The organism is Streptomyces sp. NPDC059832 (genome assembly GCF_042731715.1).
Taxonomy (GTDB): domain Bacteria; phylum Actinomycetota; class Actinomycetes; order Streptomycetales; family Streptomycetaceae; genus Streptomyces.
Map to the genome: position 1 here is coordinate 66563 of NZ_JBHWIY010000003.1, position 13277 is coordinate 79839.

Annotated in this window: 12 protein-coding genes; 6 read left to right on the plus strand and 6 right to left on the minus strand. The window is 71.1% G+C overall.

Annotated elements, in window-relative coordinates; all coding sequences use genetic code 11:
- Window positions 1-72 precede the first annotated feature (72 nt).
- Window positions 73-390: a hypothetical protein gene (locus ACFV8T_RS05535; protein WP_385324925.1), complete on the minus strand. Its 318-nt coding sequence runs from the start codon at window positions 388-390 to the stop codon at window positions 73-75.
- Window positions 391-525: 135 nt separating this feature from the next.
- Window positions 526-1680, minus strand: coding sequence for an adenosine deaminase (locus tag ACFV8T_RS05540; protein ID WP_266415171.1), 1155 nt, complete (start codon window positions 1678-1680; stop codon window positions 526-528).
- Window positions 1681-1783: 103 nt separating this feature from the next.
- Between ACFV8T_RS05540 and ACFV8T_RS05545 the strand changes: the two genes are divergently transcribed.
- Window positions 1784-2545 carry an alpha/beta hydrolase family protein gene (locus ACFV8T_RS05545; protein WP_385324927.1) on the plus strand — a complete coding sequence of 254 codons (762 nt, stop codon included), beginning with the start codon at window positions 1784-1786 and terminating at the stop codon, window positions 2543-2545.
- Between the two features lie 117 nt (window positions 2546-2662).
- On the opposite strand, the gene ACFV8T_RS05550 is transcribed toward ACFV8T_RS05545, so the two are convergent.
- Window positions 2663-3616 (minus strand): LysR family transcriptional regulator, encoded by a 954-nt coding sequence (locus ACFV8T_RS05550; protein WP_266415175.1) that lies wholly within the window; start codon window positions 3614-3616, stop codon window positions 2663-2665.
- Between the two features lie 62 nt (window positions 3617-3678).
- Between ACFV8T_RS05550 and ACFV8T_RS05555 the strand changes: the two genes are divergently transcribed.
- The 4 genes from ACFV8T_RS05555 to ACFV8T_RS05570 all read left to right on the plus strand — a co-directional run bounded on the left by ACFV8T_RS05555 (window position 3679) and on the right by ACFV8T_RS05570 (window position 7194).
- Window positions 3679-4989, plus strand: a complete 1311-nt coding sequence (locus tag ACFV8T_RS05555; RefSeq protein WP_385324930.1) for an MFS transporter — start codon at window positions 3679-3681, stop codon at window positions 4987-4989.
- Between the two features lie 84 nt (window positions 4990-5073).
- The gene (locus tag ACFV8T_RS05560) at window positions 5074-5790 is read left to right on the plus strand and encodes a L,D-transpeptidase family protein (RefSeq protein ID WP_385324933.1); all 717 of its coding nucleotides are present in this window, start codon (window positions 5074-5076) and stop codon (window positions 5788-5790) included.
- A gap of 64 nt (window positions 5791-5854) precedes the next feature.
- Entirely contained in the window at window positions 5855-6886 is a 1032-nt protein-coding gene (locus ACFV8T_RS05565; protein WP_385324936.1) for a sigma-70 family RNA polymerase sigma factor, read from the plus strand.
- Window positions 6887-6909: 23 nt separating this feature from the next.
- Window positions 6910-7194 carry a hypothetical protein gene (locus tag ACFV8T_RS05570; RefSeq protein ID WP_385324939.1) on the plus strand — a complete coding sequence of 95 codons (285 nt, stop codon included), beginning with the start codon at window positions 6910-6912 and terminating at the stop codon, window positions 7192-7194.
- A 31-nt stretch (window positions 7195-7225) separates the two neighbouring features.
- Here the strand turns inward: ACFV8T_RS05570 and ACFV8T_RS05575 are convergent, their stop codons facing one another.
- Window positions 7226-7606: an STAS domain-containing protein gene (locus tag ACFV8T_RS05575; protein WP_385324942.1), complete on the minus strand. Its 381-nt coding sequence runs from the start codon at window positions 7604-7606 to the stop codon at window positions 7226-7228.
- A gap of 307 nt (window positions 7607-7913) precedes the next feature.
- On the opposite strand from ACFV8T_RS05575, the gene ACFV8T_RS05580 reads away from it, so the two are divergent.
- A complete protein-coding gene (locus ACFV8T_RS05580; RefSeq protein WP_385324945.1) occupies window positions 7914-11189 on the plus strand; it encodes a S8 family serine peptidase in 3276 nt (1091 codons plus the stop codon).
- 112 nt (window positions 11190-11301) lie between these two features.
- On the opposite strand, the gene ACFV8T_RS05585 is transcribed toward ACFV8T_RS05580, so the two are convergent.
- Both ACFV8T_RS05585 and ACFV8T_RS05590 read right to left on the minus strand, forming a co-directional pair.
- Window positions 11302-11892: a Uma2 family endonuclease gene (locus ACFV8T_RS05585; RefSeq protein ID WP_385324948.1), complete on the minus strand. Its 591-nt coding sequence runs from the start codon at window positions 11890-11892 to the stop codon at window positions 11302-11304.
- Window positions 11893-11990: 98 nt separating this feature from the next.
- On the minus strand, window positions 11991-13268 hold the full coding sequence (locus ACFV8T_RS05590; protein WP_385324951.1) for a thymidine phosphorylase: 1278 nt from the start codon (window positions 13266-13268) through the stop codon (window positions 11991-11993).
- Between the last annotated feature and the right edge of the window lie 9 nt (window positions 13269-13277).

A 13277-nucleotide genomic window follows, 5' to 3' on the forward strand; every position in this document is an offset into this window, starting at 1 on the left:
TGCTATCGCTCCGACCCTGTTTGGGGGAGAGCGCCTCGGTCGCTCCCCCCCCCCCACAGGCGTGTACGGGTGTCAGACGCCGAGCGGGAGACCGTTGGCCGACAGGCCGCTGGTCTTCATGCCGCCCGCGGGCAGACCGCCGAGCAGGCCCTTGACCGGGGTGGTGGCGTCGCCGACGAGCTTCTGCTGGCCGGTGCCGAGGAGCTTGGTGGCCGTCTCCTGGACCGGCAGGCTCTTGGTCGCGGTCTCCAGCGCCGTGCCCGCGACCGGCAGGGCGGTGGTCGCGGCGTCGGCCGGCAGCACCGCGGCGGAGGCGGTACCCGCGGCGGCGGCGGCGAAAGCGGCACCGAGAGCGGCGACGCCGAGAGTCCTGACAGCAGACTGCTTCATGTGAAATTCATCCTTGGGGAGAGGGACGTGGGGACTCCGAAACGTAGCCACCCCATCACCCTTCCCGCAAACATGCCGACACGCGGAGAAAGGCCGGGAATTCGACGTCCCGGCCGTTCTCCGCAAGGGCGTCGATCAGCCCACGGAAGTAGAAGAAACGCTGGTCGCAGCGGTCTGCTCGAAGAGCCACTCGGACTTCAGCTCGGCATATCCCGGCTTGATGACATCGTTGATCATCGCCAGACGCTCATCAAAAGGAATGAATGCCGACTTCATCGCATTGACGGTGAACCACTGCATGTCGTCGAGCGTGTATCCGAAAGTCTCGGTCAGCTTCTCGAATTCGCGGCTCATGCTCGTGCCGCTCATCAGCCGGTTGTCCGTGTTCACGGTGGCCCGGAAATGCAGCTTCCGCAGCAGCCCGATGGGGTGCTCGGCGTACGAGGCGGCGGCGCCGGTCTGGAGGTTGGAGGTCGGGCACAGCTCCAGCGGGATGCGCTTGTCCCGTACGTAGGAGGCGAGGCGGCCGAGCTTCACGCCGCCGTCGTCGGCGACCTCGATGTCGTCGATGATGCGGACGCCGTGCCCCAGCCGGTCCGCACCGCACCACTGCAGCGCCTGCCAGATCGACGGCAGGCCGAAGGCCTCGCCCGCGTGGATGGTGAAGTGGTTGTTCTCGCGCTTGAGGTACTCGAAGGCGTCGAGGTGCCGGGTGGGCGGGAAGCCCGCCTCCGCGCCCGCGATGTCGAAGCCGGCCACGCCCTGGTCGCGGTAGCGGTTGGCCAGCTCGGCGATCTCCAGGGAGCGGGCGGCGTGCCGCATCGCGGTGAGGAGGGCGCCCACACGGATGCGGTTCCCGTCCCGGCGGGCCCGCTGCTCGCCCTCGCGGAAGCCCTCGTTGACCGCCTCGACGACCTCTTCGAGGGTCAGCCCGCCCTCCAGGTGCTGCTCGGGGGCGTACCGCACCTCGGCGTACACGACACCGTCCGCGGCCAGGTCCTCGGCACACTCGGCGGCCACCCGGACCAGCGCCTCGCGGGTCTGCATGACGGCACAGGTGTGGGCGAAGGTCTCCAGGTAGCGCTCCAGCGATCCGGAGTCGGCCGCCTCGCGGAACCAGATGCCGAGCTTGTCGGGCTCGGTCTCGGGAAGTCCTTCGTATCCGCTCGCGAGGGCGAGGTCGACGATCGTCCCCGGGCGCAGGCCGCCGTCGAGATGGTCGTGCAGAAGCACCTTGGGGGCACGCCGGATCTGATCCTGGCCGGGCACATGAAGGGTCGGGCTCATCATCTGGGCACTCTAGTCCCTACGCGCGTAGATTGTCGCTCGTCGATACGTAACAGTGACCGCCAATACAGGTGGAGTACACCCACCCTTCTGACACTGTTCTGTCATGTCACAGAGCGCACTCCCCCTGCCTGCAGCCAGGCTGGGACGGGCCGTCAGGACGGCCGGAGCTCCAACCGCGGTCAGCGGCGTGGTCCTGCTGCTCCCGGACGGCGAGGCCGACTCGCACCGCCGCCCCTCCCCTCTCTCCTACGCATCCCAACTCCCGCTGGCCCGCGCCCTGGCCCGCGCGGGCCAGGAGGACGGGCTCGCCGCGCACGTCGTGCGCTACCGCTGCCGGGGCTGGAACGCAACAGCCGCCCACCTCGCGGCGGACGCCGAGTGGGCGGTGGACGAGGTCGTACGGCGTTACGGCGACGTCCCCGTCTGCCTGACCGGCCACGGCATGGGCGGCCGGGCCGCACTCCGCGCGGGCGGCCACGCGGCGGTCGACTCCGTCCTGGCGATGGCCCCCTGGCTGCCCGAGGAGGAGGCGGACGGGCCGGAGCCGGTGAAGCATCTGCTGGGCCGCCAGGTGCTGCTCGTCCACGGCACCAACGACGCCCGCACCGACCCCGAACTGTCCTTCCGGCTGGCCGAGCGCGCCAAGAAGACCAACCGCGACACCTGCCGCTTCGAGGTCCACTCGGACGGCCACGGCCTGCGCCAGCACCGGGCCGAAGTGACGGCCCTGGCCGCGGACTTCGTACGCGGTTCGCTGTTCGGCCGCGCCTACGCCCGCCCGGTGGCCGACGCCCTGGCGGCACCGCCTCCGCTGGGGTTGCGCATGCCGCTGGCGGCAGGGTTCGGGAAGTCGCTGCGTGGGTGAGGGAGCGTCGCTGCCGCCCGGACAGGGGCAGTGATCCCCCGCGCGGGGACGGTCCCGGCCGAACGGTTCCCCGGCCGGGAAGCGCCGGCGTGGTCCCCGCGCGCCGGGACGGCGCCGTCAGTCCGGCAGCAGATGCCCTCGACGCGACAGCAGGAAGCGCTTGAAGGCGGCCACCGGTGGGGTGTCGGGGTGGCCGTCCAGCCAGGCGACACCGATTTCGCGGGCTGCCCTCGGGGCCGTGACGGTGAGTTCGACGACGCCGGGGCGGGGCACGGCGGGCGGGGGGAGCAGGGCCACGCCCAGGCCGGCCGCGACCAGGCCGCGCAGGGTCTCCGCCTCCTCGCCCTCGAAGGCTACGCGGGGGGTGAAGCCCGCCTCGGTGCACAGGTCGTCGGTGATCCGGCGCAGGCCGTAGCCCGGTTCGAGGGTGACGAACTTTTCGTCGGCGGCCTCCGCGAGGCGGATGCGGCGGCGGGTGGCGAGGCGGTGGTCCTCGGGGACGACGAGGCGCAGGCGCTGTTCGTCCAGGCGGCGGGCGACGAGGTCGGGGGCGTCCGGGACGGGTGAGGTGAGGCAGAGGTCCAGGCCGCCGGCTCTCAGCCGTTCGATCATCGCCTCGCCGTAGTTCTGCACGAGCTGGAAGCGGACCCGGGGGTGGTCGGCGCGGAAGGCGCGGATGAGGGCGGGGACGGTCTCCGAGCCCATGGTGTGCAGGAAGCCGAAGGCGACCTTGCCGGTGGCCGGGTCGGCGTCGGCCCGTACCGAATCGGCGGCCTTCTCGACCTCGGCGAGGGCCCGCTCGGCGGAGCCGAGGAAGGTGCGGCCCGCCGGGGTGAGCGAGACGGTACGGCCCTTGCGGGCGAACAGGGCGACTCCCAGGTCCTGTTCGAGCCTGACCATCGCCCGCGACAGCGTCGACTGCGGGACGCCGAGCTCCTGCGCGGCGCGTGTGACGTGCTCGTGGCGGGCCACCGCCTCGAAGTGGGCCAGTCGCGGTGCGAGCACGGCGCGAATGTCTTCTTCGTAACTACTGGGTGACAGCCGGGGCTGTGAGCTGCGTTCATGCACCATGGGATTGATTATCGCCACTTCGTGCATTGGACGCATGAAACCGGAGAGCCTACTTTCGAAGCATGCCTCCTGCCAGTACCGGGGCGTCCACCCTCACCGTGGCCGCCTCGCCCCAGCCGTCCCCCGTCGCCACCGCCGGCTCCGCCGCGCCGGACCGTCTCGAACCGGGCCGCCCCGGCTACCGCCGGATGAGCTTCGCGCTCTTCGCCGCAGGTGTCGCGACGTTCGCACTTCTCTACTCCACGCAGGCCCTGCTGCCCGCCGTCTCCGCCTCCCTCGGCGCCACGGCCGGACAGGCCAGCTGGACGGTCTCCGCGGCGACGGGCGCACTGGCGCTGTGCGTGCTGCCGATGAGCGCGCTCTCCGAGCGGTTCGGACGGCGGCAGATGATGACCGCCTCGCTGACGGTCGCGGTACTGGTCGGGCTGCTCGTCCCCTTCGCCCCCTCGCTGGGCTGGCTGATCGCGCTGCGCGCCGTCCAGGGCGCGGCACTGGCCGGGCTGCCCGCCTCCGCGATGGCGTATCTGGCCGAGGAGGTACGGCCGAAGGCACTGGTCGCCGCGATCGGGCTGTTCGTGGCCGGCAACAGCATCGGCGGCATGAGCGGCCGCATCCTCACCGGCTGGATCGCCCAGCTGTGGGGCTGGCGCGCGGCGCTCGGCGCGGTCGGGCTGCTGGCCGTGGCCTGCGCGGTCGTCTTCCACTTCATGATCCCCAGGGCGCGGAACTTCACCCCGGGAACGCTGAACCCGAAGGCCCTCGCGAAGACGGTGGGCGGGCACCTCGCCGATCCGCTGCTGCGTCGGCTGTACGCGATCGGCGCGCTGTTCATGACGGTGTTCGGCGCGGTCTACACGGTGATCGGCTACCGCCTGGTGGAGGCGCCGTTCAACCTCCCGCAGGGTGTCGTCGGCTCGATCTTCCTGGTCTACCTCGTCGGTACGGTCTCCTCCGCCGCGGCCGGCCGGCTGGTCGCCCGGCTCGGCCGCCGGGGCGCGCTGTACCTGGCCGTCTCCACCACGGCCGCCGGTCTGCTGCTCTCCCTCGCCGACCAGCTGGCCGCCGTACTCCTCGGCCTGGTCCTGATCACGGCGGGCTTCTTCGCCGGGCACGCGGTCGCCTCCTCGTCCGTGAGCCGTACCGCGACGAAGGGCCGCGCCCAGGCGTCGGCGCTCTACCAGTCCGCGTACTACCTGGGCTCCAGCGCGGGCGGCACGCTCGGCGCGGTCGCCTTCCACGCCGGGGGCTGGGCCGGGACCGTGTCGCTGGGGCTGCTCGCGGTGCTCGGCGTCGTCTCGATCACGCTGTACGGGACGCGGGCCGCCCGCGCCGAGCGGCGCCGGCCGGTTCCGTCGGCGTCCGTACAGAACTGAGACATACGGCGCACAACCTTCCACTCCCCGACGCGCGTCTAGCAGGCGGAATCGCCTCACGGCGCGCGAAGGGGAGTTGGGTACATGAGAGTCGCGGGGAACATACGGGGAGTACGGCTGCGGCGCGGGCTCGCGCTGTCGGTCGCGGGTCTGACCGCGGTACCGGCCCTGGTGCTGGCCACCGGCGGGCAGGCGCAGGCGGCGTCCTGCACGACGTCCACCGGGCCGTACCAGAAGCAGGTCGAGAAGTATCTGAACCGGCCGGTCGACGGCAAGCAGTCGGCCGCCGACTGCAAGGCGATCAGGTCGTTCCAGAGCACGTACGGGGTCACCCCCACCATCGGGTACGCGGGTCCGGTCACCTGGCGCACGATGAAGACGATCACGGCCCAGAAGGCGGCCGGCAAGAACCCGAACAAGGACAAGAAGTGCCCCACCAACAAGGGGCGCATCGCGTGCGTGGACCTGACCCGGCAGCTGAGCTGGATCCAGGACGGCAGCAAGCTGAAGTTCGGACCCGTGCCGGTACGGACCGGGCGGGACAAGTACGAGACCCGCACCGGGTCGAAGAAGATCTACTGGCGGCACATCAACCACGTCTCGTCGATCTACCACGTGTCGATGCCGTACTCGCAGTTCTTCGACGGGGGCCAGGCGTTCCACGCGGTGGGCGTGAAGATGTGGAACCCGCCGGGGTCGCACGGCTGCGTCAACATGCGTACCGCCGACGCCAAGTCGTACTGGAATCTGCTGAGGAACGGCGACGACGTCCACGTGTACGGGCGCAAGCCCGGAACGTGACCGGAATCCGGGCGGTTCCGGTACTTCACGCCCCCGTTGTCAGTGGCCTGCGGTAGCTTCCGGAGTGCCGAAGTGGGCGGCGTCACAGCGCAACAGGGGTGGAGCGATGAGTGATCTGACAGCGACGACGGACATCGACAGCCGTCTGGAGGGACACCGGGTCGAGCTGACCGGTTACTGCTACCGGATGCTCGGTTCGGCCTTCGAGGCGGAGGACGCGGTGCAGGACACGCTGGTGCGTGCCTGGCGCAACTTCGACAAGTTCGAGGGGCGTTCCTCGCTGCGCTCCTGGCTGTACCGCATCGCCACCAACGTCTGCCTGGACATGCTGAACGCCGGGAACAAGCGGGCCCGTCCGGTCGATCTGACGGGCCCGACGCCACTCGCCCAGGCAGCGCTGAACCCCTTGCCGGAGAACACCTGGCTGGAGCCGATGCCGGACGGGCGCATCCTGCCGACGGTGGCCGACCCGGCGGAGGCCGCCGTGGCGCGGGAGTCGGTGCGCCTCGCGTTCGTCGCCGCGCTCCAGCATCTGCCGCCCAAGCAGCGCGCCGTGCTGATCCTGCGCGAGGTGCTGGCCTGGAAGGCGAGCGAGGTCGCCGAGCTGCTCGACACCTCGGTCGCCTCGGTCAACAGCGCCCTCCAGCGGGCGCGGGCCACCCTCAGCGAACACGAGGGCGAGGCCGCCGACGCCGCGAATCCGCTCGACGAGGAGCAGCGCAAGCTCCTTGAGCGATACGTGGCGGCCTTCGAGGGCTACGACATGGCGGCGCTGACCGCGCTGCTCCATGAGGACGCCGTGATGACCATGCCGCCGTTCGACCTCTGGCTCCAGGGGCACGACGACATCACCGGCTTCATGCTCTCCATCGGCGCAAGCTGTGCGGGCTCCCGCCTGGTGGCGACATCGGCGAACGGCACCCCGGCGTTCGCGCACTACAAGCCGAATCCGGACGGGCCCGGGTTCGTGCCGTGGGCGGTGCAGGTCATCGACATCTCGGACGGGGCCGTCACCGGGATGCACTGCTTCCTGGACACCCCGCGCTGGTTCCCGCTCTTCGGCCTGCCGGACCATCTCGACGCCGACGCGGCGTGAGACGCGGCTTACGGAACGGGCTGGTGACCGGCTGGGTGGTGCTGGCGGCCGGTGGCTGGGGGCTGACCCAGTGGATGGGCGAGCCGTCCGCCACCGGCGGCCCCGGGCCCGGGTCGGCCCGGACCCCCGGGCCCGGCGGTGAACCGGGACCACAGCCCGAGTCCGACTGCGACGACCTCATCAGCGCCGCGTCCCGGCGTCCTACCGCCACCCCGGCCCCGCTCCTCAAGGCGTCGGCGGCCCCGGTCGACGGCGGGACCGTCCGGTTCCGGCAGGTGGTCTGCGACGAGGCCAGGCTCGCGGACTGAGCGGGGGCGGGGCCCGGGGCGGCCCGTACGCTCAGCCCCCGCCCTCCCCCGCCCCTTGTCCCGTCCCGCACTCCAGGTCCACCACATCGGCCAGCCCGACCAGGCCGAGCAGGCTCTGCAGTTCGGGCGGCACATTGCGCAGCCGCAGTCTCCTGCCGCCCGCCCGGCGCGCGACGAGCCCCAGTCGCGCTATCGCCTCGACCAGAGCCAGATCCACGTGCACGACCCCGCCCACATCGCAGTCCACCCCCGCGTCCGGGTCGCGGACGGCGCCGTCGGGGTCGTACAGCAGCGTCTCCAGCTCGGCGCAGAGTCCCGGCACCGCGGCCCTGGTGACGCGGCCGGTGACGACGAGAAGGTTCGGGGTCATGGGTTCCACATCTGGGAGACCGGTCCGGCGGCCGAAACTCATCGCTGCCCGGCCCCGTCCTTTCCGGGCCGCCCGGCCCGGCGAACGCCCCGCGCCCGCCCGGGATCGATGAACTTCGGTCAACTCCGGTTACCTGTGCGGTTTCTGTGAACCTTCCCCACCAATTCCCCCTCTAGGTACGTGAACCGGCCGGCACCGGCGTCTCATCGGTGCCGACTGACCAGTGGCCCCTCGGGGGCCGCCTGATTCTCCAGGGGGAGAGTTGCGCAGACACGTGAGAAGCGCGTGTGTTTCGACCGTCGCCGCGGCCGCCGCCGTGGCACTCGCGGCCGGGATGACAACCCCGGCCATGGCACAGCCCGACGCCGCCCGCTCCGGCACCGCCCGCCCGGCCGGCGCCGGGTCCGCCGACCGGCACGAGCTGACGCTCATCACCGGCGACCGCGTCACCGTGGACGCCAAGGGCAAGGTCGCGTCCTTCCGGGCCGCCCAGGGGCGCGAACACATACCCGTGCAGCGGCAGATACGCGACGGGCACACCCTGCTCGTCCCGGCCGACGCACACCGGCTGATCAGCTCCGGCAAGCTGGACCGCCGGCTGTTCGACATCACCGAGCTGAACCGGGCGGAGAACCGCAGGGCCCAGAAGTCGGGCCTGAAGCTGATCGTCTCCTACCGGGGCGCCCAGACCGCGACCGCCGAGGCCGAGGTCCGGAACGCGGGCTCCACCCGGGTCGGCCTGACCCTGAACTCGCTGAACGCCCAGTCGGTGACCACGCCGCAGCGTGACGCCCAGGACATCTGGCAGGCGCTCACCGCCAAGGCGGCGCACGGTGCGCAGCGCACCACGGCCGCCGGTATCGACCGGGTCTGGCTGGACGGGGTGCGCCGGGCCAGCCTCGACAAGAGCGTGCCGCAGATCGGCACCCCTGCCGCCTGGAAGGCCGGTTATACCGGGAAGGGCGTCAAGATCGCCGTCCTGGACACCGGTGTGGACGCCACCCACCCCGATCTCCAGGGCCGGATCCTCGGCACGAAGAACTTCACCGCCTCGCCCGACGTCAAGGACCGGGTCGGCCACGGCACCCATGTCTCCTCGATCGCGGCCGGTTCGGGCGCCAAGTCGGGCGGCAAGTTCAAGGGCGTGGCCCCGGACGCCAAGCTGCTGGAAGGCAAGGTGCTCGACGACGACGGCTTCGGCGACGACTCCGGCATCCTGGCCGGCATGGAGTGGGCGGTCGCACAGGGCGCCGACATCATCAACCTGAGCCTCGGCGGCAGCGACACCCCCGAGGTCGACCCGCTCGAAGCGGCGGTCAACAAGCTGTCGGCCGACAAGGGCGTCCTGTTCGCCATCGCGGCGGGCAACGAGGGCGACTCGGCCGGTACGGTCGACTCCCCGGGCAGCGCGGACGCCGCGCTGACCGTCGGCGCGGTCGACGACAAGGACCAGATCGCCGACTTCTCCAGCCGTGGCCCGCGCATCGGCGACGGGGCGATCAAGCCCGATGTCACCGCCCCCGGCGTGGACATCACGGCGGCGGCCGCACCCGGCTCCGCCATCGACCAGGAGGTCGGGCAGAACCCGCCCGGCTATCTGACGATCTCCGGTACGTCGATGGCGACCCCGCACGTCGCGGGCGCCGCGGCGCTCCTCAAGCAGCAGCACCCGGAGTGGAAGTACACCGAGCTCAAGGGCGCGCTGACGGCCTCGACCAAGCCGGGCGCGTACACGCCGTTCGAGCAGGGCTCGGGCCGGATCGCGGTCGACCGGGCGATCACCCAGACCGTCGTCGCCGACCCGGTCTCGGTGAGCTTCGGGGTGCAGCAGTGGCCGCACACCGATGACACCCCGGTCACCAAGAAGGTGACGTACCGCAACCTCGGCACGACCGACGTCACCCTCGACCTCGCGGTCACGGCCACCGGCCCGAAGGGCAAGCCCGCCCCGGCCGGCTTCTTCGGCGTCGGCGCCGACAAGGTGACCGTCCCCGCGGGCGGCACCGCGGATGTGCCGCTGACCGTGAACACCAAGCTCGGCGGCACGGCCGACGGCACCTACTCCGCGTACGTCGTCGCGACGGGCGGCGGCCAGAGCGTCCGCACCGCGGCCGCGGTCGAGCGGGAGATCGAGTCGTACGACCTCACGATCAAGACCACCGGGCGCGACGGCAAGCCCGCCGAGTTCGCCGATACCGACCTCTTCGGTCTCACCGGTAAGGCGCTCGGCCAGTGGCTCGCCCCGACGAGCACCGACGGTACGGCCAAGGTCCGGGTCCCCGCCGGCGGATACGTACTGAACACGGGCGTCACCGTCGACCCCGAGGACTACGCCAAGGGCACCGACTGGCTGGCGCAGCCGAAGCTGGACGTCACCAAGAACCTCACCGTGACGCTCGACGCGCGCAAGGCGAAGCCGGTGAACATCACCGTGCCCGCCACCGGGACGAAGTCCCTGCTGGCCGCGCCCGACCTCCAGTTCACGGCCGATGACGTCGGCTACTCCTACGGCTGGATCCTCGACACGTACAAGAACTTCCGCACCGCGCACTTCGGCCCGAAGGTGACCGACGGTTCGCTCTCCCAGCACTGGATCGGCAGCTGGTCCAAGGGAGCCTCGACCCGGTACGACATCGTGGCCGGCGGTCCGGTGACCCAGGCGGCCACCGGTTTCGAGCGGAAGTACACCGCCGGCCAGCTGGCCAAGGTGGGGATCTCGCTCGGCTCGCCCGCCAGGGGCAAGACCGGTGAATTCGCCGCCTCGGGCATGCTGCCCGACTCGGACGGCGCCTGGTCGGCCTGGTCGCTCCACAAGATCCCCGGCAATGTCACCTCCTACGTCTCCACCGCCGACAAGGTGAAGTGGAGCTTCGACTTCGAGCAGGACGGCGGAGTCGACGCGGACGGCTACCCGGTGACCGACGCGTCGTACGTCCTCGGCGCCCCGCAGTCCTTCAAGGCGGGGAAGTCCTACACGAAGAAGGTCAACACCGCGGTGTTCGGCCCCGCGGTCACCTCCGAGTACGGCATCCTGCGCGACGGCAACGACATCGTCGGCATGCTGCCGCTGGTGGCCGACGGACAGGGCAACCTCGGTGGTTCCGCCTACAGTTCGGCCAAGACGGTCCTGTACCGCAACGGCAAGAAGCTCGCCCAGAACGAGGACCCGCTGCTGGGCGACACCCCCATCGCCGTTCCGTCCGCCGCCGCCGACTACCGGCTGACGACCTCGGCCCGGCGCAGCACCAAGCTGTCCCCGGTCTCCACCCGGATCGACGCGAGCTGGACCTTCCGCTCCCAGCGGACCTCGGGCCCGGTCATGCTGCCGGTCTCCACGGTGCGGTTCACGCCCAATGTCACCGTGGACAGCAAGGTCACGGCCGGCCGGACCGCTTCCGTGCCCGTGACGGTGCAGGGCGCGGCCGCCGGGAAGAACCTCAAGTCGCTGACGGTGTACGTCAGTTACGACGCCGGTAAGACCTGGAAGAAGTCCACGGTCAAGGCGGGCAAGATCTCCGTGAAGAACCCGGCCAAGGGGAAGTCCATCTCCTACCGGGCGAACGTCACGGACAAGAAGGGCAACAAGTCGTCGGTGTCGATCTACAACGCCTACTTCGGCAAGTGAGCGCCTAGCCACCCCGACGGCATGACGGCGGCCCGCCGGGACGGATACCTCCGCCCCGGCGGGCCGCTCGCGTTTCCGGACCGCACCGGGAGGACCGGAAACGCGACATCGCTCAGCTGACCGGGAAAATCCCGGTGTCCAGGTCCAGCCCGAACGGCTGGGGCAGCGTCAGCTTCTCCCCGTACTCGACTGTGTCCAGCACCCGGTAGGTGCCGCCATCGGGCTCCCCGTAGAGCGTGGCGGTGGGGCGGCCCGAGTGCCACGGGTCGAGCAGCAGGAACAGCTCGACACCGGCCTTCGCGCATCCGTGCACCTTGCCGATGCGGTCGTGGTTGGCGTTGGCCTGCGAGGTGATCTCGACGACGAGCCGGGCCTCCTCGGCCGGGACGCGGTTGCCCGGCCCGATCACCACTGCGTCCGGTACGACGACCAGATCGGGGATGTAGAGCCCGGCCCGCCCCGGCACCGAGACGCCGAGGGTCTGGAAGATCTCCCAGTCCTCCGGAAGCACGGAGTAAAGCCTGCGCTGCAGCCGCGCGGCGGTGAGACTGTGCTCCTTGGACGGCGGTGGCGACACGGTGACGATCCCCTCGATGATCTCCACCTTGCAGCCCTCGGGTGCGTCCGTCTCCTCCCAGATCCGGACGAGGTCGTCCCACTCCTGGCCGTGGCCGGGGGTGGGATCGACGGTGAGTGCGCTCATGGCGGTCTCCTCTTATCGGCGCGTCACCGAGTCCAGCATGCCGAACGGGACCGGCGGTGGTCCACCGATCCCGTTCACCCGAATGGGAAAGCCACAGGTCAGGCGATACGTTCCCGCACCACCGGAGTGGCGGTGAAGGCCGTGCCGGCCGGGGCGATGTCGTACGCGTCGGGCAGGGCCTTCAGTGCGTAGTCGAACTTCTCGGGGGTGTCGGTGTGCAGCGTCAGCAGCGGCTGTCCGGCCGTCACCGTGTCGCCCGGCTTGGCGTGCAGTTCGACGCCCGCGCCCGCCTGGACCGGGTCCTCCTTGCGGGCCCGGCCCGCGCCGAGGCGCCAGGCGGCGACGCCGATGTCGTACGCGTCCAGGCGGGTCAGTACGCCAGTGGACGGGGCCGTGACCACGTGCTGCTCGCGGGCGACCGGGAGCGTGGCGTCCACGTCGCCTCCCTGGGCGGAGATCATGCGGCGCCAGACGTCCATCGCGGAGCCGTCGGCGAGGGCCTTCTCCGGGTCGGCGTCCTTGAGCCCGGCCGCGTCCAGCATCTCGCGGGCCAGGGCGAGGGTGAGGTCGACGACGTCCCTGGGGCCGCCGCCGGCCAGCACCTCGACCGATTCGCGCACCTCCAGGGCGTTGCCCGCGGTCAGGCCGAGCGGGGTGGCCATGTCGGTGAGCAGGGCGACCGTGCGCACTCCGCTGTCGGTGCCCAGCGCGACCATGGTGGAGGCCAGTTCGCGGGCGTCCTCGATGGTCTTCATGAAGGCGCCGGAGCCGACCTTGACGTCCAGGACGAGCGCGCCGGTGCCCTCGGCGATCTTCTTGGACATGATGGAGCTGGCGATGAGCGGGATGGCCTCGACGGTGCCGGTGACATCGCGGAGCGCGTACAGCTTCTTGTCGGCGGGGGCGAGCCCGTCACCGGCGGCGCAGATCACCGCGCCGGTGGTGTCCAGGACGTTCAGCATCTCCTCGTTGGAGAGGTGGGCGCGCCAGCCGGGGATGGACTCCAGCTTGTCCAGGGTGCCGCCGGTGTGGCCGAGGCCCCGGCCGCTGAGCTGCGGCACGGCGGCGCCGCAGGCGGCGACCAGCGGGGCGAGCGGCAGGGTGATCTTGTCGCCGACGCCGCCGGTGGAGTGTTTGTCGGTGGTGGGCCGGGAGAGCGACGCGAAGTCCATCCGCTCGCCGGAGGCGATCATCGCGGCGGTCCAGCGGGCGATCTCGGTGCGGTTCATGCCGTTCAGCAGGATCGCCATGGCCAGCGCGGACATCTGCTCGTCGGCGACCTCACCGCGGGTGTACGCGTCGATGACCCAGTCGATCTGCTCGGGGGTCAGCTCGCCTCGGTCCCGCTTGGTGCGGATGACGGAGATGGCGTCCATGTCCTGGGA

Bases quoted from the DNA above. Each gene is read 5' to 3' on its own strand.
- ACFV8T_RS05585 (WP_385324948.1), bottom strand. From the start codon at position 11,892: ATGAGCGCACTCACCGTCGATCCCACCCCCGGCCACGGCCAGGAGTGG.
- ACFV8T_RS05575 (WP_385324942.1), bottom strand. From the start codon at position 7,606: ATGAGTTTCGGCCGCCGGACCGGTCTCCCAGATGTGGAACCCATGACC.
- ACFV8T_RS05555 (WP_385324930.1), top strand. From the start codon at position 3,679: ATGCCTCCTGCCAGTACCGGGGCGTCCACCCTCACCGTGGCCGCCTCG.
- ACFV8T_RS05560 (WP_385324933.1), top strand. From the start codon at position 5,074: ATGAGAGTCGCGGGGAACATACGGGGAGTACGGCTGCGGCGCGGGCTC.
- ACFV8T_RS05540 (WP_266415171.1), bottom strand. From the start codon at position 1,680: ATGATGAGCCCGACCCTTCATGTGCCCGGCCAGGATCAGATCCGGCGT.
- ACFV8T_RS05590 (WP_385324951.1), bottom strand. From the start codon at position 13,268: ATGGACGCCATCTCCGTCATCCGCACCAAGCGGGACCGAGGCGAGCTG.
- ACFV8T_RS05550 (WP_266415175.1), bottom strand. From the start codon at position 3,616: ATGGTGCATGAACGCAGCTCACAGCCCCGGCTGTCACCCAGTAGTTAC.
- ACFV8T_RS05545 (WP_385324927.1), top strand. From the start codon at position 1,784: ATGTCACAGAGCGCACTCCCCCTGCCTGCAGCCAGGCTGGGACGGGCC.
- ACFV8T_RS05535 (WP_385324925.1), bottom strand. From the start codon at position 390: ATGAAGCAGTCTGCTGTCAGGACTCTCGGCGTCGCCGCTCTCGGTGCC.
- ACFV8T_RS05580 (WP_385324945.1), top strand. From the start codon at position 7,914: ATGGCACAGCCCGACGCCGCCCGCTCCGGCACCGCCCGCCCGGCCGGC.